The sequence below is a fragment of the Ruegeria sp. BE9 genome (assembly GCF_056538765.1).
Genome location: NZ_JBQFTS010000003.1, coordinates 198,294 through 214,283 on the forward strand (window position 1 = coordinate 198,294; position 15,990 = coordinate 214,283).

Below are 15,990 nucleotides of genomic sequence, written 5' to 3' on the forward strand. Positions count from 1 at the left end.
ATGGCACAGCCAGATTTCTCGGTCGTCATCCCGGCCCGCAACATGGAACGGTATATTGCCGAAACGCTAGGAAGCCTTCAGGCGCAGACCTTCCACAATTTCGAAGTGGTCTGTCTGGATGACGGATCAACGGACACCACGCGTAGCATCGTCGAAGGCTTCGCTCAAAACGACAACAGATTTCAGGTGATGCAAGGGCCGGCCAAAGGAGTAAGTGCCGCACGAAACTTGGGTCTGAGCCGCGCCCAGGGCGAGTTTGTTCTGTTCCTGGATGCCGATGATCTGCTGCGACCCAATGCTTTGCAGGCTTACTTCACAACGCTAACGACAACCAAAGCGATCGCTGCGCTGGCGGGGGTGCAGAGGATTGACGTTGACGGAAACCCGATGCGCGGATCGGACAATCGCTTATTGGTTCCACCACAGGATCAGTTGGCCGCATTGCTGCGCAAGAACTTTGTTGTCAACGGTGGTGCACTGGCCTTGCGGACTGAAATTGCAAGGCAGTGCGGTGGCTATGATGAGACCCTAATCAAGGGCGAAGACTGGGAGTTTTGGTGCCGCTTGGCTCTGCGAGGGGAGTTCGCCGTAATCGATGGGCCTGCGCTTTTGTTGTACCGGCAGGTCGCCAGTGGGGCCAACCATCAGGCGCGGGGTTCGGTCTTTGCGCGCCGGGTTCCCAGCATTCAAAAGGTCGCGGCTGATCCGGATATGCAGCAGAGGTTCGGATCGCAGCTGGGATCTCTTTTGCGAGCGCGGCAGATTGATGTTTTCTGGTCGGGTGTCCGAAATCAATATCAGTATGGCCGCAAATCGTCGGCCTTGTTCGAGGGGATGTGCGGCGTGGTTCTGTATCCGGACAGCGTGCTGCGACCCAAGTTGGTTTGGCGGTTTTTGCAGAGTTTGGACCGGTCAGGGAAATAAGTTACCGTTTACGCGGGGAAACCCGTGGGGAGCAAATTCAGATGACGTTTTCTAGGCGTGCAGTTTTATTGCAGGGCACCGCTTTGGCATTTTCAACGCCATTTGTCGGGGCATTGGCCTCAGTCACCTCTGCGGACGAAGCGCCTGAGATTGTGGTTGGGTTCACCGGGGAAAACACTGTCCAACTGACCATTGTCGATACGCTGTTCAATGTGCCCGAAGTGGTTCCGGTTGCAGCAACTGACCGCCTTAAATGGTCGCCTGATCCGTTTGACTCTTATGGTTCCGTAGGAAGGTTGAATGGTGAAGCGGGTTATTTCTCGGGGGATGTGAACGTTTCCCAACCGCAGGAGTTCACTGCCTGGCCAGAGGTTATCAGAGGTACCCGTCTGTCTGGCTTCCGTGAGGATCGCAAAGCAGATCAACCCGGAAGATGGCGCGTCAGTATTGATGGTGCCCGAGCAGAAGTCATTTCTGTCTATCGCAAGACAGTTCCGATCCGCACTCTGTCTTTGGGAAAGCATATCTGGGAAAGCACCAAGCGGCATCAACTGACGCTGGTTTTGGATCGCGTGATACCTGACGGGGCGGTCGTAACACTCGAGGGGCCGTCGGTTTCCGAAGTTGAACAACGCAAATCGTCGGATCTGTTCAGCGAGGCTGTTCATGTGTGCCAGGCGGGTTACCCGCTGGACGGACCCAAAAAGGCTTATGTCGGTGCGTGGTGGGGGCACGACAACGACGGTCAAAGCGGCAATACTGATGCTGTACTTTCGCAACCCACCAGCTGGAGCCTGGTGTCAGTTGGGGACGGTTCAGTTGTTCGAAAAGGCAGCTTGATGCTGGCCAAACCGGGATCCGAGCCGCACAGGAAAGAGCAGAATTTTAATGGCTGCGATATATTTGAGGCCGATTTCTCGGACCTTGATCTGGAAGGCGAATACGAAATGCATGTCGACGGGTTTGGCGTTTCGTTTCCGTTCCGGGTTGTAGCGACCCCGTACGAAGAAGCTCTCAGGCTCGCCGCCCGTTGGTATTTTCACCAAAGGTCCGGTTGTGAAATCGCGGAACCTTATGGCGAAGGCCGGACCCGTCCGCGCAACGGCCATCCCGAGGATGGGTTAACCGTATGGAAGACAAATGTTAAATTGGGATCAACTTCAGAAGGGTATGGCAAAGGCAATGCGGGAAAAATCCTCGCAGAGCAGCCCATCGGAGCCATTGGGCCGGTGGGAGCGCCCAAGTCGTCGTCTGCAGAAGCCAGCCCCAATGCCTGGGGCGGGTGGCACGATGCAGGAGATTGGGACCGGCGTATTCAGCACATGGATGCTGTTTATCACATGGCACACCTCGTCGAGACTTTTGAATACGCGCAAACACTACATTTGAACTTGCCGGAAAGTGGCAAGCCCTTTGCGCATCCGGACGTTCAGGCGCGTAAATCCGAGGAAGATCAGGGCGATGGGCAGACAATTCTGCCTGACCTGATCCACGAGGCGCTTTGGGGTATCTCGCTATGGCGCAGAACCCAAACTGAGGATGGTGGTATCATCGGCGGTGTCGAATACTCGAACTCGGGCGTGTTCGGGTCAGTGTCGTGGAACCCGGTTCAGATCGCCTATGCGTACCAAGAGGAAGACTGGGCTTCCTATGTGTTCGCAATCAGCGCTGCAAAGCTGGGCCATGTCATTAAAACCGTTTGCGGGGATGCCGCGTTGGGCGATGCGCTGATCGAAGAGGCGGTAAAAGCCTGGTACTGGGCAGAGCAAGAGTTCTTGTCCGGCAATCCCTATGGTGGTGATCCGGAAGCCGAGCCCGACCCGTTGATTAGTGTCGTATCCCGGGCACGTGTCGCTGCCGCAGCCGGTATTTTCCGCGCCAGTGGGGATGCGACTGCTCGCGCGGTGTACGAAGACAACAACCCATTTGTGCCACAGGCGGCTACTCCGGCAGGTGGGATAAAGAAAGAAGTGTTTCAGTTCTCCAACTTTGAATACGTTTTGGCTGAGCGTGAAGGCCAACAGACCAATCCACTTGTCGTTTCTGCAATAAGAAAATGGATCAAAAACAGAGCGTTGAAGGGCAAACGCATGGGGCGGGATTATGGATTACACAACACCCAGACTTACCCTTGGGGCCGAGGCTGGCTGCGTTTTGGTCCGGGATCAAACTGGAGAGCCGCGCATTTCGCGTTGTACTTTTCTGACAATCAGGAATTGCCTGCAGAAATGCATGCCGCCGCCGTCGAGGGGATGTGGTTTGGCCTTGGCTGCAATTCGTCGAATACAAGCTTTGTGCAAGGCCTTGGGCACAGGGATTTCGCGGACCCGCTGTACAAGGATGGTGAAGGCAAACCTCCCATCCCTGGTCAGATAAGCTTTGGCGTTGCCGGTGGCAAAATGCACAAGTGGGAAAAGCAAAAGACCGAAGGATCGATTTACCCACCCGATCAGGATGCCTGGCCGATCTATGCTCAGATATTTGAAAGCACCACGATTGCGATATCTGCCGAACACGACATGAAGGCAAATGTGTTGGAATGGCTGGTTGCCTGCGCGACTGTGAACCTGAAAAAGGCGGAACCTTCGCAGTAACGACGCAGCGCATGCTGATCAAAGCCCTATGCGCGCGAATTTGTTCATTTTTCACAATGACGTCGGCAGCCCTTTCGTGTCCTGACTGTCTTGGATATGACGTATACAGCGTCGGCAAAGCGTCGCCGGTCGCCCTAGTCCTACGTTGAACAACTGGGAGCGCATCAATGATGTTTCGCCGTTTGGCTTTGGCCGCAAGTCTCGCAATATCGCCCTTAACAGCGTTGGCGCAATCCGCAGAAGACACATCCGGTACCCTGCAAGTAGAACTGAATACAGTTCAAGATGTAGAAGGTGCTTGCAGGCTGACGTTTGTGGCTCAAAACCAAACGGGTACTGCAATCGATACTGCCAGCTTTGAAACGGTTGTATTTGATGCGTCGGGCGGGGTTGTGACACTGACCTTGTACAATTTCCGGGATTTGCCCTCAGATGTACCGCGGGTGCGCCAGTTTGATGTCAGGGGTGTGACTTGCAGTAATATCGGCCGTATTTTGATCAATGGCTTAAATAGCTGTGTCATCGGTGGTTCTGAGAGTGAAATCTGCCTGAAAGCCATTACCTTAAGTAGTCGGACAGATGTGGAGCTTCTGGGATGAGCGTTCTTGACGCGTTGCGCGAAATACTAGCCCTTGGTGGGCCGGTGGTCGGAATACTGATTGCCATGTCCGTGGTGACGGTTGCGGTTACGCTTTACAAACTGTGGCAATTCACGGCGTCCGGGGTTGGACGGCATCGGGTTCTGTCCCAGGCGTTAGCCGCCTGGGATGCAGGTGACAAGCAAACCGCGCGCGCCAGATTGGCCAAGAGCCATAGCTACCTGGCGCCGCTTGTCGGCGTTGCAATGGACGCACCTGATGCACCTGGACTTGATCAGCGGTTGGACGCTGAGGCCGGTCTGGCGCTGGCAGAGCTAGAGCGTGGTTTTCGCTTGTTGGATACTGTGGCGCAGCTTGCGCCGTTGCTGGGGCTGTTTGGTACGGTGCTTGGCATGATCGAGGCGTTTCAAACTCTTCAGGGGGCCGGATCGTCTGTGGATCCGTCTTTGCTTGCGGGCGGCATTTGGGTGGCGTTGGTTACGACAGCCGTGGGATTGGCCGTCGCAATGCCAACCTCGATGGTTCTGTCATGGTTCGAAAGCCGTACAGCGCGGGAGCGCGTGTTTGCCGACAAGGCGCTGCGCACGGTTCTTGTGCCGGGGCAAACCATCCCACAAGTAGATGAAAGCCAACCTGCGGCGGTCGCGCCCGGACATGCGTAACGCAGCACCCTTTGTCCGAAGACCATTGGCGATGACACCCCTCATCGACGTGATCTTTCTGTTGCTGATGTTCTTCATGCTTACTTCGACCTTCTCGAAATACGGCGAGATCGAGTTGAGCAATGCCACAACCGGAGGCGCGTCAGGTGATGCGCCACAGGACCGGGTCTTTGTCCAATTGGGGGCAGAACGGCTGGTTCTGAACGGCTCGCCTGTAACGGTGGATGAACTGACCGCTCAGGTTACAAGCGGGCAGGTGCTGGTCAGCCTTGATCCCGATACAACTGCGCAGCACTTGGTAGACTTTTTGGTCGAACTGCGCGGACGTGAAGGCCTAAGCGTTTTGGTGCTGGAATGATCAGGTCTGTTCGCCAACGTCGTAAACGCGACTCGACGATCCCGTTGATCAATGTCGTCTTCTTGATGCTGATCTTTTTTCTGATCGCCGGCACAGTGGCCTCGCCGCTTGACCCTGATCTGAACCTCGTCGACACCTCTGAGCTGGAAGGGCGTGAACCACCTGATGCGCTAGTTTTGCATCAAGATGGAACTCTCAGCTATCGCGGAGCGCCAATGGATCCCGAAGCCTACATGGCGGAACGTGATCCAGGCCCGGTGCGCATAGTGCCGGATCGTGCTGTACCGGGGTCTCGGTTGATCGAGGTTACCGGAGAATTGCGTCGTTTGGGGGCGGTGTCCGTTTTTGTTGTAACCGAAAAGGCGCTGGAATGATCCGGGGCTCGGTCGTCATTGCGGTTATTGCCGTTGTCGTCTCGCTGGTTCTGCATGCGATGGGGCTGAGCGTTACGGCCCCAAGATTGACAGAGCAACCGGGCGGCACCAGACCTTCGGATGCGGTCGAATTGGGCAATAGTTTTGAAGACCTTGTTGAAAACGTAACCGAACCTGTTGAGCCCGAACCTGCCGAGGCTCCGGAGCCTCCGGTCGAGGAAGAGCCTGAACCGGCACCTGAACCCGCCGAAATTCCAACCAGCGAAGTGCACGTCGCGTCAGATAATCCGCAACGCACTTTCGCGCCTGATACAGGCACCTCCGAAGTGGTGCGCCCGCTTGAACCAGAGCCTGTTGAACCAGAGCCAGCTGCAACACCAGATGCTGCGACTGAAGAAGCCGAAGCGAGCGACGACATAGATGAGACTCCGACCGCTGAGCCTTCGGAAACCCCGGAAACGCCCGAAGGCGCTTCAGACGCAGTTGAAACAGTGTCCGAGGCTCCCGTGCCGTCGGTTGAAGTCGCAGAGCCTATCCAGAGTGAAACGGTCGAAGCCGACATTGCGGATGCCGGAGAAGAGAGCGAACCAACAGAGCGGGCTGTGACGTCTTCGCTTCGTCCGCGTTTGCCAGATCGGCGCCCTGACACTGAACCGCAGGGCACGCTTAGCGGATCCAGAGACTTCAGCGCGTTGCGTTTCCCATCGCGGGAAATTGAGTCACCTCTGACCACGTATCGGCGGCGGGGCGTCGATGCCTTTACGCAGAGCAGCAGCGGAAATCGTTCGGGCGGACGTGGCCCCGGAAATTCCGACAGAACCAACTATGCCGGGCGCGTTTTGGTCCACCTGAACCGAGCGCCCATCGTTTACACGTCAGCCCGGGGTTTTGCGAAAGTATTCTTTGAGATCAATCCGGACGGAACATTGGCATGGGTAGATGTCATCGACAGCAGCGGAACAGCGGAAGTTGAGCGCGCGGCAAAGGCGCAAGTTCGTGCTGCTTCACCGTTCCCTAAACCGCCCGGAGGAGTCAGCCGTAAGCTGTCCTTTTTCTATAACAGCAACTGACCAGTTCGATGGTTTGTGGTCCGGATGATGCCCGACCTAAAGCTTTTCGAAGAACAGAATGACCTCACCCAGTCGGACGCCATAGCGCGAGACATAGGCGCGATTCAGCAACCGGTCATCCTCCAACAGCCACATCCAGTCGTCGAAATTGACCCTCATGGTGCCGTCCTTAACCGGAAGGTCGATCTTGTACTTCCAGTTGAAGGTGTCGCCGCGCTCGATCCCGCTGGCTGTGCCAAGAACGCCGGGTGCGGTTCCGGTCCACGTGTCTTGGCCAGTTTTCGTCAAGGTCCAGATACGTTGTTCGGTTGTGCCGTCGTCATAAACGAAATCTTCAACCAAGGTCAGGGTATCGCCATCCCATTTGCCGTCAATTTCAACGGTAAAGCGACGGGGAACATTTCCGAGAATGTCCTGAAACTGACCATAAGCAACTGTCTTACCTTCAAAAAACTCTTCGAGGTTCAACTGCCTGTCAGACAGAAAGGACTTTGGCACCCGCGGCTTGGCTGAACACGCGGCCAGAACGGCAAGCCCCAGGATCGCCAGGGCGGCAATCAGATAGCGACGCGCAATCATTGCAATGTCCTTGTTTCGGCGGTGGCGTCGTATCCGTTTGATCCGCTGACATGGGTTGTCTTCGCCTCGGGCGCAGGGCGCATAGTGGCAACCAGTTCGGCGACCTTGACGCCGAATTTGCGCATCTCGGATCTGTTCATAATCACGCCGTTTTCGGTCAGATACATCCAATCGGTTACGTCCAGCGTGTGCCCTCCTGCGTCTTCGGGCAAAACAATCCGGTAAGTCAGCTTAACGGTAGAGCCTGAAATGGTGCCCAGACCTTCGCCTACGATGTCATCCGCCATCGCAGTGAATGTGTTGCCTGTGCCCAAGGTAAGGTACCATTTGCGGGTCATCTTCTTACCGTTGGAATAGGTGAAGTACTCGGCCAGCGTTCCTTTGTTGCCGTCCCATTCACCGACCATGCGGGCAACAAAGCTGTTCGACATCTTGCCGTTGGGTCCATAGATCAACCCTTCGGACAGAATTTCACCGTTCAGGTTTTCTTTCATCTTAAAGTCTGGTCCGGTCCCGGAATAGTCTTTGGGCGACTGTGACCGGAAGCTTAGGAAGCGGCGCTGGGCTACGACCAGAGCAAGGATGGTGAGCAGGAGAATAGCTACAAACGTCATTTGGCTGAGACCTCCGTAGGCAGCGTCAGGACCAGTCCAAACGCTCCGAGTTTAAGGATGCAGGGCAGAACGGCATAAGCGAGGTTGAGTGTGCGCAACGCCTCTGCCGAATTTGAATGCCCGGGATTGAATCCGCTGCGTTCAAGCAGCGGCAGTGTAAAAAAGGCAGCAAGCGCAAGGCCCAGTTTGCCTGCAAAGGACCAGATGCCAAAGGCTGCTGAGGCATTCAGTCCGGCGCGCGTCAGCACTACCGAGAACATGGCCGGCAGCACCACCATGTCAGCCCCAAGCGCCGCGCCGGACGTAAGACAAATCACCGCAAATCCGGTCAGGTTTCCGGCGGATAGTGTGGCCGCTCCGATAAAGCCCGCTATCGACAAAGGCATGGCAATCATCAGGGTTTGCTTTGGCCCGATCCGGTTGCTGAGCTTTGCCCAAAGCGGAACGCTGGCGCCGGCGCTTAGGAAAAAGAGGATCAGCAGTGGCCCGGCTTTTCCCGGCAGTTGCAGACGGTCCTCAACAAAAAACAAAAATAGGGTTGAGGTGATCGCTACTGGCAAACTGTTAACCAGCGCCAAAAACAGAAGGCGCAGAGCACCTGCCTGTCCTAAGCCAGAGAAGGACAGCCCTTCGCCTGTTATCGGGGTGCGACGCCAGATCGGGAGGGTAAGGATCAGAGTAAGAATGGCCAACAAGCCCAGAAACAGACCGAACGCCGGGTATCCTTGCGCGCTGGCTCCGAAGGCTACGAACAAGGCGGGGGTGCTTGCGGCCAGTACAACTCCGGTCAACTGCCCGCCCTCGCGCCATGCGGCCAGCTTCATCAGTTCTTTGGCATCAGCTTGTTTGGCCAACGTTGCACTACGGCCATAAAGCAGGATCGTACCTAGGCTATAGGCCGAGAACAGAAGTACCAAAACAGATACTAATACGGCGACACTCGCTCCTTCGGGGAGGCCGAACAATAACGGAAACCCGATTGCCAAACCAATCGCAGCAGCAGCGGCAAACAAGAGTTGCGCCCGAGGCCAACGGTCGATGGCCCACCCGATCAGCGGATCCTGCACCAGATCGACAATGCGAATAACCAGCAGAACGGTTCCGATCACACCCAGCCCGATACCAAGATTCACGGCAGCAAAGCGCGGCAGATGGATGTAAAGAGGGATGCCCGCCGCCGCCAACATCAACGCATAGAGGCTGACTCGCGGGTATAGCATCACTGCCCTCGGAGCCGTTGTGTAAACGCCGCAGAACGTGTGTTCTCACCTAAGAAAACAGACATGAAACTGCGCTTGATTCCGGGATAGGACATCGTGCAGGTTTTGCGGCCGTTCAGCCAAAAGGAAACCTTGTCAGGCCCTTCGGACACCGCCAGATAGCGATCTCCCTTTTTGACGGCCTTGAAGCAGGCTTGTAACTGATTGCGTACAGGTGCCGCGCGGCCGATCCGCTGCATCTCGTCTAACGTCGAGTTGACCAGCGCCTTTTGCGTCACGTTGCGTCGATACTGCAGCTGTAGTCCGAAATCATCATTCCAACTGAATGCTGCACCCCCTGGCGTAAACAACTGCGCATCGTACAGCGGCAAGCCAAGATATCGAAACGTTGCTGAACCCCGCAATTGCGGATCGCCCAGTTCATTCAGGCCGGATGATGCCAGTGTCCCAGTGGGGGCCAGTAGGCAGATGGACAGCAGCGCAGTACGCAGAACGTTAGATGTCGACCGAGGCAGGGATGGCCGGGTCTTTTGAAAGAATGCCATTGTCAGCTCCGAGTGTTTGCGGGGTGCCGTTCAAGCGCTCGACGACATGCATCGCGCTGGCAATCCCGTCTTCGTGAAAACCATGCCGATTGTAGGCACCGGCAAACCAAGTGTGGTTCTGTCCCTGCATTTCGCGGATTTGTCCCTGTGCTTTCAGGGCCGCTTTGTCGAATACCGGATGGGCAAATTCGACCTGATCATAGATTTTATCCGCCGCAATTTCTGAGGATGCGTTCAACGTTACGAACAGCGGGTCGCTGTCCGGAATGTTTTGCAAACGGTTCATCCAATATGTGACGCCTACATTCCCGGCTTGCGAGCGATACGTCCAACTGGACCAACATGCGCGTCGGCGCGGCATTTGACGCGGGTCGCAATGCAGTACAGCAGTGTTGGGCTGGTAGCGAATAGAGGCTAATGCGGCCTTTTCTTCTGTTGTGGCCGCATCACCCAAGATGGCGAGTGATTGATCCGAATGGGTTGCAAGGATGATCTCATCAAACAGATCGACCTGTCCTTGGCTGTGGACGCTCACTCCGGTTTCGTCGCGCTGAACATGATCAACAGGCGAAGCCAGACGAATCTCGCACCCGCGCGCACGCAGGGCGGCGTCGATCCGGCGAACATATTCGATGCTGCCGCCCTTGACCGTGTACCACTGGTGTTGTTTGGCGCGACCACTGGCCAGCAGTGCGTGGTTTCGGAAGAATTGCACCAGCGATCTCGCCGGAAACTGATCAACAAACTCTACCGGAGTGGACCAGATCGCACCGCACATGGGCATCAGGTAGTTATGGCGGAACCAGTGACCCAGACGCAGTTGGTCCACCAGTTCTCCGATTGTAGTGTTATCATCCTTGGCGGCCTCTGGAGCCTCTTTGCCGAACCTGAGAATGTCGGCAATCATCTTGTAGTAGGCGGGGCGCGCGAGATTGCGTTTTTGCGCGGTCAGCGTCCGCAGGTTATTCAGCCCGTATTCGATCCGACCATTGTCAATTGTGGCACCAAAGCTCATCTCGGACTTCATTACAGGTACGTTCAGTTCATCGAACAGCCGTGTCAGGTAGGGGTAGGTGGCATAGTTGAATACGATGAACCCGGTATCGACAGGTTGGTCCCCGTTTTTACCTGCCATAACTGTTCGTGCGTGGCCGCCCAGTCGTGGTTCGGCCTCAAAAACAGTCACATCGTTGTTTTCGGAAAGGTAGTAAGCAGCCGACAGACCAGAGATACCTGCACCTACTACTGCGATTTTCTTGCGTACGCCTCGGGTTTCGTCGAACATGCCATCCTCTTTGTGCGACATTTTACAATAGGATACGCATCATATGCGGGGGTGGATCAATCAGATTAGATTTTTTTCTTCAGCGCACTATGTCGTGACGTCTGCTGAAGTGATCCAGCGCCTGTTCCCGGCCGTAAGACTTCACACATCAAATGAACGGCAGGGGCATGAGTAACTTCGAAGGAAAAACCTATTGGATCATCGGCGCCAGCGAAGGTTTGGGTCGTGCGTTGGCTTTGGCTCTGAGCCGTCAGGGCGCACATTTAATCCTGTCTGCGCGTAGTTCCGATCGCCTTGCCGAGATTTGTTCGACGCTGCCCAATGCGCGGGCCGTGCCTTGTGATGTGACCGATCTGGATTCCGTGCGCCATGCCGCAGCCGACGCCGGTGAGGTTGATGGGCTGGTTTACAACGCCGGGGCGTATGAACCGATGGGTTCAGGAGACTGGGACACAGCTGCCGTTTTGGCGATGACCGATGTGAACTACACTGGCGCGTTACGCGTTTTGGGTGAAACAGTTCCCGGATTTGTGCGTTCGGGTCGTGGGGATATAACGCTTATCGGCTCTCTTTCCGGCTATCGCGGTTTGCCTAAGGCGGTGGGATACGCGGCCAGCAAGGCGGCGCTGGTGTCTTTGGCCGAGACCATGCGGTTCGATCTTGCGGGAACTGGGGTTACTGTGCGGATCGTCAATCCGGGCTTCATCAAGACACGGCTGACCGAGAAGAACAATTTCAAAATGCCGATGATAATGACGCCTGAGGATGCGGCGGATCGGGTGGTCAAGGCGATGTCACGCCGCCGCTTCCGCACCGATTTCCCTGCGCCTTTCTCGTGGGTTGTTCGCCTAATTGATTACCTGCCTGACTGGCTGGTGTATCGTGGAAAATAGACACTAATAAGCCGTATTAGCCAAATTGCCCTTGGCAAAACCAACCAGCAGACATGGTGCCGCCATGGCCATAAAACAGCCATAACCGCTCTCCCTGTTCAGTTACCACAACCCAGTAATCTCGCACACCGCTGCGCCAATTGGGATCGTCCAGCCACCATTCTGGCGCAATCCGCTCTGGGCCTGTGGCCTGCGCCAGTTGCCAGTCGCGCCCCCGCCAGCGAAAGGCGCTGGGTACATCCGGGGTTTCCGGCGCCATCACCGGCTCGGGCTGCCACATCTGAAGAGGCCGAGGGCGCGGCGGGACAGGCCAGTCGCGTGCGGGTTCCGACCATGCGGCGGCTAATGTCTGGGCGGTTTTCTCGGGGATATGTGAGGCTGCAGGATGGCGCCGGGTGATCGCCTCTAACCCCACTCGAGCCCCCAATTTTCCGATTAGGTCATCTACGGCCGTGTTGCCTTCTAACCGGTCGCGGACGGCGCGGCGGGCCTCGGCATGGCCTGTCATGGTGCGGGCATGGATGGGCTCGGTTTGGATTGCCTCTAGCCTTAGCATATCGATGCCATAGCCCGCGTCGATCTTGTCGATTTTCATCTCTAACAAAGGGCGAATACGATGTTTGTCAAAGGTCGGTCGCGCAAGACCGACCTCGACAATCTCAGCCGCCTGATCGGCGCGATGCGCTTCAAGCCGCAGGGTGCGGACGCCGCGGCCTTTTTCTTCCAGCTTGGCGCAGAGTGTCGGCAACACCCGGTCGATCGCAGCCATCAGGTCCTCGATTAACCCAATGGGGTTTGGCAGAGTCATCCGTACCGCAAAGTGATGCGGCGGACGCGCGGGGGAAACCGGCTCGGGCGCGCTGCCCATGGCCTGATCCAGCCGCAGAACCAGCCCACGTCCAAAGCGCCGTGCCAAGCTGGCACGTGGTTGACCCAGCAGATCACCGATTTGGCGAAGGCCCAAGCGATTCAGTTGCGCCACGGTCTGATCCTCCAACCGCAGCGCGGCGATGGGCAGAGGGCTGAGCGCGCCATAGGATTGCCCTGGTGCTGCAATCCGCGCGCCACCGCCCAACGCCATCACCTGTGGCGCGGCCCCGCCTTTGGTCCAGTGCCGTCTTTTAGTGGCACGGGCGCGAGTGGCGCGGGCTTCTTGGCTGATGGCGTCGCCGTTGCGGTCGGACGTGGCTTCTTGCCCTGCATAACGCGCCAGCGCCCAGGCTGCACCCAGCGTATCAGCGATACCCATCTGTACGCTCAGGCCCATATCGGCACAGTCGGTTTCAAGGACGCCTAGCAGGGTCTCTTCTCCGCCGAACAGATGGGCGCAGCCCGATAGATCGACGATCAACCCGTCAGGGGCCTCTTCGGCGACCCAAGGGCTGAACTTACCCGCCCAGCGGCGCAGCGCAGTCAGAAACGCCGCCTCGGCCGGGGCGTTACGAGGGCGGGTAATAAGGCTTGCGCACATGGCATGCGCATCGCGTACCGGCTGACCGACGCGCAACCCGGCGGTCTGAGCTTCGGCATTCAGCGAGGTGACGACCTGCATGTTCGCCTGCTCGGCCACAACAGCCAGAGGACCAGCTTGCAGGCCCCGCGCGGCGCGGACCAGCCGTTCAGCCCCCAGACGGGGGAACCAAAGTGAAAGTATACGGCGTTTGGGCATCGGCAGACATCAAATGTTCTCCATTCGTTCTTATCGTAGAATCGCCTGCCGAGTCCACGCTCACCCGCAGGTCAGGCGCTGAATAACTCCGGAACCATTCACGAACACGTTCAAGCGGTCGATGCGATAATCCTGCGTGGCAATGTCGTCCGGCCCCAATACACGTGTGCGTTCCGGCAGTTGACCCTGAATGGACGAAACCGGCTGGCCAACGGAGTCGGCCAAGGCCTCACCCTCACAAAAGGCCAGATCAACCGGGGCCGCCTCGGCTCCAAGACGGGCGTCTTGTGGCGCTGTCGCCGTCTCGGCGCACGCGGTCAACAGGATTAGAATCAGGATAAAACGGCGCATTGGCGCTCCTCTTTCCGGCAATGTCGTTTCTGCAATATCAAGTCATTAGCCAATCTGTCACGAAACGGCAGTTGAAAACACCCTGCATTTGACGCAGGGTCGGGTCAAATTTGACTGGGAGACAATTACCATGCGTACCCGTGCAGCCGTTGCCGTTCAGGCTGGCAAACCTTTGGAAGTGATGGAAGTGAACCTCGAAGGCCCCAAAGCGGGTGAGGTTCTGGTTGAGATGAAAGCCACCGGCATCTGTCACACCGATGAATTTACCCTGTCGGGTGCCGACCCCGAAGGCTTGTTCCCTGCCATTCTGGGTCACGAAGGCGCAGGCGTCGTGGTCGAAGTTGGCCCCGGTGTGACCAGCTTGAAGCCCGGCGACCATGTGATCCCGCTCTACACTCCGGAATGCCGCGAGTGTGAATACTGTCTGAACCCCAAGACGAACCTGTGCCAAGCGATCCGTGAGACGCAGGGCAAGGGCCTGATGCCCGATGGCACCTCGCGCTTCTCGACTTTGGATGGCGACCCGATCCTGCACTACATGGGCTGCTCGACCTTTGCGAACCACACGGTTCTGCCTGAGATCGCGTTGGCCAAAGTGCGTGAGGACGCGCCGTTCGACAAGATCTGCTACATCGGCTGTGGTGTTACCACCGGCATCGGTGCAGTGATCAACACTGCCAAGGTGGAAATCGGCAGCCGCGCGATCGTGTTTGGTCTGGGTGGCATCGGTCTGAACGTGATCCAAGGCCTGCGCCTTGCCGGAGCCGACCAGATCGTCGGTGTCGACCTGAACCCAGCCAAGGTTGAAATGGCCACCAAATTCGGCATGACCGATTTCGTGAACCCGACCGAGGTTGAAGGTGACCTGGTGCCGTATCTGGTCAACCTGACCAAGGGTGGCGCGGACTACACCTTTGATGCCACCGGCAATGTTGGCGTGATGCGGACCGCTCTGGAAGCGGCGCACAAAGGTTGGGGTGAGTCGATCATCATCGGCGTGGCGCCTGCTGGCGCTGAGATCTCGACCCGTCCGTTCCAACTGGTCACTGGCCGTTCGTGGCGTGGTACCGCCTTTGGCGGCGCGCGCGGCCGGACCGACGTTCCCAAGATCGTCGACTGGTACATGGAAGGCAAAATCGAGATCGACCCGATGATCACTCACACCATGGGTCTGGACGACATCAACCATGGCTTCGACCTGATGCATAAGGGCGAAAGCATCCGCTCGGTTGTCGTCTACTAAGGTTTCAAGCTTTGGTTATCTTTCAACGGCGCGCTGATTGGCGCGCCGTTTTTTCTGGCTACTGGCCGGGTCTGGAAGCTCCGGTATCCGACCGAGGAGACCGAACTCTGAGAACAGGTGTGTTGGCCGATGTATTTGACCGGCTTTCACGCCACACAACGAACACGCCGGACGCAATGATAATGCTAGCCCCGACCGCAACCCAGCCGTCTGGGCGTTCATTGAAGAAGATCATGCCGAATAACGTAGCCCAGATGATCTGACTATACTGGCTGGGGGCTACGACCCCCGCAGGCGCAGCCCGGTAGGCGAGAATGATCAGGTGCTGTGCGATCACGGAAAATACGCCAACCAGCGCCATCATTGCCAGATGCAGTAGCGACGGTGGCAGGTAGACGGCCGGCTGCAAAAGGCTCATCACCACGATGGCCAGCAGCATGGGATAGAGGATTAGTACGGCCGAACGTTCTTCGTTCCCGATTTTGCGCACGAGGACCGAACCGAACGCGCTGCAAAACGCTGCCGTCAGCGCGGCGAGATGACCCAAAGTGATCTCGGTCGCGCCTGGTCGCAGGACGATCAACACCCCGATCAGGCCCACACCGACGGCGGCCCAGCGTTGGGCACGGACAACTTCGCCCAGAATGGGGATCGACAAGACGGTAACGATCAGGGGGAAAGAGAAGAGCAGCGAATAGACCTCGGCCAGCGGGAGTACCGAAAACGCATAGAAAGCGCAGACCATGGACGTCACCACCAAGGTCGACCGCAGCAGCACCAGCCACGGGTGGCGCGGCAAGAAGTTCCCGGTGGTGCGATCTGTCAGGATTGTCACCGCCATCGGCACAAACGAGAACAGCGTGGCAAAAAAGATGATCTGCATTACCGAATAGGTGTCACCCAGCACCTTGATCAGCGCATCATGGCTGGCAAAGACCGCAAAACCTGCAAACGCATAGCCAAGGCCCCGGAGGGTGGTGTTTTGAGTGCTCATGGATTTGGCCTCGGGT

17 protein-coding genes are annotated in these 15,990 nt (G+C 57.1%); 9 read left to right on the forward strand and 8 right to left on the reverse strand.

The features are described 5' to 3' along the window. The 7 genes from ACR0EO_RS11895 (at window position 1) to ACR0EO_RS11925 (ending at window position 6,581) form a co-directional block, all read left to right on the forward strand. Window positions 1-924, forward strand: a complete 924-nt coding sequence (locus tag ACR0EO_RS11895; RefSeq protein ID WP_480690125.1) for a glycosyltransferase family 2 protein — start codon at window positions 1-3, stop codon at window positions 922-924. Between the two features lie 41 nt (window positions 925-965). Continuing rightward, complete coding sequence (locus tag ACR0EO_RS11900) at window positions 966-3,518, forward strand: glycoside hydrolase family 9 protein (RefSeq protein WP_480690127.1); 2,553 nt, start codon at window positions 966-968, stop codon at window positions 3,516-3,518. Between the two features lie 167 nt (window positions 3,519-3,685). Beyond that, window positions 3,686-4,117 (forward strand): hypothetical protein, encoded by a 432-nt coding sequence (locus tag ACR0EO_RS11905; RefSeq protein WP_480690129.1) that lies wholly within the window; start codon window positions 3,686-3,688, stop codon window positions 4,115-4,117. Then, on the forward strand, window positions 4,114-4,779 hold the full coding sequence (locus tag ACR0EO_RS11910) for a MotA/TolQ/ExbB proton channel family protein (RefSeq protein WP_480690131.1): 666 nt from the start codon (window positions 4,114-4,116) through the stop codon (window positions 4,777-4,779). Before ACR0EO_RS11905 ends, ACR0EO_RS11910 begins: the two co-directional genes overlap by 4 nt. Window positions 4,780-4,810: 31 nt before the next feature. Next, complete coding sequence (locus ACR0EO_RS11915) at window positions 4,811-5,137, forward strand: ExbD/TolR family protein (RefSeq protein WP_480690133.1); 327 nt, start codon at window positions 4,811-4,813, stop codon at window positions 5,135-5,137. After that, window positions 5,134-5,511 (forward strand): ExbD/TolR family protein, encoded by a 378-nt coding sequence (locus tag ACR0EO_RS11920; RefSeq protein ID WP_480690134.1) that lies wholly within the window; start codon window positions 5,134-5,136, stop codon window positions 5,509-5,511. The genes ACR0EO_RS11915 and ACR0EO_RS11920 overlap by 4 nt, the downstream gene beginning before the upstream one ends. Next, window positions 5,508-6,581: an energy transducer TonB family protein gene (locus ACR0EO_RS11925; protein ID WP_480690136.1), complete on the forward strand. Its 1,074-nt coding sequence runs from the start codon at window positions 5,508-5,510 to the stop codon at window positions 6,579-6,581. Before ACR0EO_RS11920 ends, ACR0EO_RS11925 begins: the two co-directional genes overlap by 4 nt. Before the next feature lie 36 nt (window positions 6,582-6,617). Here the strand turns inward: ACR0EO_RS11925 and ACR0EO_RS11930 are convergent, their stop codons facing one another. Genes ACR0EO_RS11930 through ACR0EO_RS11950 form a run of 5 tightly spaced genes read right to left on the reverse strand, consistent with a single transcriptional unit; the run spans window position 6,618 to window position 10,824 of the window. After that, complete coding sequence (locus ACR0EO_RS11930; protein ID WP_480690138.1) at window positions 6,618-7,160, reverse strand: DUF3833 domain-containing protein; 543 nt, start codon at window positions 7,158-7,160, stop codon at window positions 6,618-6,620. After that, a complete protein-coding gene (locus ACR0EO_RS11935) occupies window positions 7,157-7,774 on the reverse strand; it encodes a DUF3833 domain-containing protein (protein WP_480690140.1) in 618 nt (205 codons plus the stop codon). The genes ACR0EO_RS11930 and ACR0EO_RS11935 overlap by 4 nt, the downstream gene beginning before the upstream one ends. Next, the gene (locus ACR0EO_RS11940; RefSeq protein ID WP_480690142.1) at window positions 7,771-8,994 is read right to left on the reverse strand and encodes an MFS transporter; all 1,224 of its coding nucleotides are present in this window, start codon (window positions 8,992-8,994) and stop codon (window positions 7,771-7,773) included. Before ACR0EO_RS11940 ends, ACR0EO_RS11935 begins: the two co-directional genes overlap by 4 nt. Further along, window positions 8,994-9,539 carry a hypothetical protein gene (locus ACR0EO_RS11945; RefSeq protein WP_480690144.1) on the reverse strand — a complete coding sequence of 182 codons (546 nt, stop codon included), beginning with the start codon at window positions 9,537-9,539 and terminating at the stop codon, window positions 8,994-8,996. The genes ACR0EO_RS11940 and ACR0EO_RS11945 overlap by 1 nt, the downstream gene beginning before the upstream one ends. Then, window positions 9,490-10,824, reverse strand: a complete 1,335-nt coding sequence (locus tag ACR0EO_RS11950; RefSeq protein ID WP_480690146.1) for an NAD(P)/FAD-dependent oxidoreductase — start codon at window positions 10,822-10,824, stop codon at window positions 9,490-9,492. The genes ACR0EO_RS11945 and ACR0EO_RS11950 overlap by 50 nt, the downstream gene beginning before the upstream one ends. 167 nt (window positions 10,825-10,991) lie before the next feature. Here ACR0EO_RS11950 and ACR0EO_RS11955 point away from each other — a divergent pair, with 167 nt between their 5' ends. Further along, the gene (locus ACR0EO_RS11955) at window positions 10,992-11,717 is read left to right on the forward strand and encodes an SDR family NAD(P)-dependent oxidoreductase (RefSeq protein ID WP_480690148.1); all 726 of its coding nucleotides are present in this window, start codon (window positions 10,992-10,994) and stop codon (window positions 11,715-11,717) included. A 16-nt stretch (window positions 11,718-11,733) separates the two neighbouring features. Here ACR0EO_RS11955 and ACR0EO_RS11960 read toward each other — a convergent pair whose 3' ends face one another. Continuing rightward, window positions 11,734-13,386, reverse strand: a complete 1,653-nt coding sequence (locus ACR0EO_RS11960) for a DUF6504 family protein (RefSeq protein ID WP_480690150.1) — start codon at window positions 13,384-13,386, stop codon at window positions 11,734-11,736. Window positions 13,387-13,446: 60 nt separating this feature from the next. Next, a complete protein-coding gene (locus ACR0EO_RS11965) occupies window positions 13,447-13,737 on the reverse strand; it encodes an I78 family peptidase inhibitor (RefSeq protein ID WP_480690152.1) in 291 nt (96 codons plus the stop codon). Window positions 13,738-13,867: 130 nt separating this feature from the next. Between ACR0EO_RS11965 and ACR0EO_RS11970 the strand changes: the two genes are divergently transcribed. Continuing rightward, the gene (locus ACR0EO_RS11970; protein WP_480690154.1) at window positions 13,868-14,980 is read left to right on the forward strand and encodes an S-(hydroxymethyl)glutathione dehydrogenase/class III alcohol dehydrogenase; all 1,113 of its coding nucleotides are present in this window, start codon (window positions 13,868-13,870) and stop codon (window positions 14,978-14,980) included. Between the two features lie 58 nt (window positions 14,981-15,038). On the opposite strand, the gene ACR0EO_RS11975 is transcribed toward ACR0EO_RS11970, so the two are convergent. After that, window positions 15,039-15,974: a DMT family transporter gene (locus ACR0EO_RS11975; RefSeq protein ID WP_480690156.1), complete on the reverse strand. Its 936-nt coding sequence runs from the start codon at window positions 15,972-15,974 to the stop codon at window positions 15,039-15,041. Between the last annotated feature and the right edge of the window lie 16 nt (window positions 15,975-15,990).

Excerpts from the sequence above, each read along its gene's own strand:
- ACR0EO_RS11895 (WP_480690125.1), top strand. The coding sequence starts at position 1 with ATGGCACAGCCAGATTTCTCGGTCGTCATCCCGGCCCGCAACATGGAA.
- ACR0EO_RS11900 (WP_480690127.1), top strand. The coding sequence starts at position 966 with ATGACGTTTTCTAGGCGTGCAGTTTTATTGCAGGGCACCGCTTTGGCA.
- ACR0EO_RS11905 (WP_480690129.1), top strand. The coding sequence starts at position 3,686 with ATGATGTTTCGCCGTTTGGCTTTGGCCGCAAGTCTCGCAATATCGCCC.
- ACR0EO_RS11910 (WP_480690131.1), top strand. The coding sequence starts at position 4,114 with ATGAGCGTTCTTGACGCGTTGCGCGAAATACTAGCCCTTGGTGGGCCG.
- ACR0EO_RS11915 (WP_480690133.1), top strand. The coding sequence starts at position 4,811 with ATGACACCCCTCATCGACGTGATCTTTCTGTTGCTGATGTTCTTCATG.
- ACR0EO_RS11920 (WP_480690134.1), top strand. The coding sequence starts at position 5,134 with ATGATCAGGTCTGTTCGCCAACGTCGTAAACGCGACTCGACGATCCCG.
- ACR0EO_RS11925 (WP_480690136.1), top strand. The coding sequence starts at position 5,508 with ATGATCCGGGGCTCGGTCGTCATTGCGGTTATTGCCGTTGTCGTCTCG.
- ACR0EO_RS11930 (WP_480690138.1), bottom strand. The coding sequence starts at position 7,160 with ATGATTGCGCGTCGCTATCTGATTGCCGCCCTGGCGATCCTGGGGCTT.
- ACR0EO_RS11935 (WP_480690140.1), bottom strand. The coding sequence starts at position 7,774 with ATGACGTTTGTAGCTATTCTCCTGCTCACCATCCTTGCTCTGGTCGTA.
- ACR0EO_RS11940 (WP_480690142.1), bottom strand. The coding sequence starts at position 8,994 with ATGCTATACCCGCGAGTCAGCCTCTATGCGTTGATGTTGGCGGCGGCG.
- ACR0EO_RS11945 (WP_480690144.1), bottom strand. The coding sequence starts at position 9,539 with ATGGCATTCTTTCAAAAGACCCGGCCATCCCTGCCTCGGTCGACATCT.
- ACR0EO_RS11950 (WP_480690146.1), bottom strand. The coding sequence starts at position 10,824 with ATGTTCGACGAAACCCGAGGCGTACGCAAGAAAATCGCAGTAGTAGGT.
- ACR0EO_RS11955 (WP_480690148.1), top strand. The coding sequence starts at position 10,992 with ATGAGTAACTTCGAAGGAAAAACCTATTGGATCATCGGCGCCAGCGAA.
- ACR0EO_RS11960 (WP_480690150.1), bottom strand. The coding sequence starts at position 13,386 with ATGCCCAAACGCCGTATACTTTCACTTTGGTTCCCCCGTCTGGGGGCT.
- ACR0EO_RS11965 (WP_480690152.1), bottom strand. The coding sequence starts at position 13,737 with ATGCGCCGTTTTATCCTGATTCTAATCCTGTTGACCGCGTGCGCCGAG.
- ACR0EO_RS11970 (WP_480690154.1), top strand. The coding sequence starts at position 13,868 with ATGCGTACCCGTGCAGCCGTTGCCGTTCAGGCTGGCAAACCTTTGGAA.
- ACR0EO_RS11975 (WP_480690156.1), bottom strand. The coding sequence starts at position 15,974 with ATGAGCACTCAAAACACCACCCTCCGGGGCCTTGGCTATGCGTTTGCA.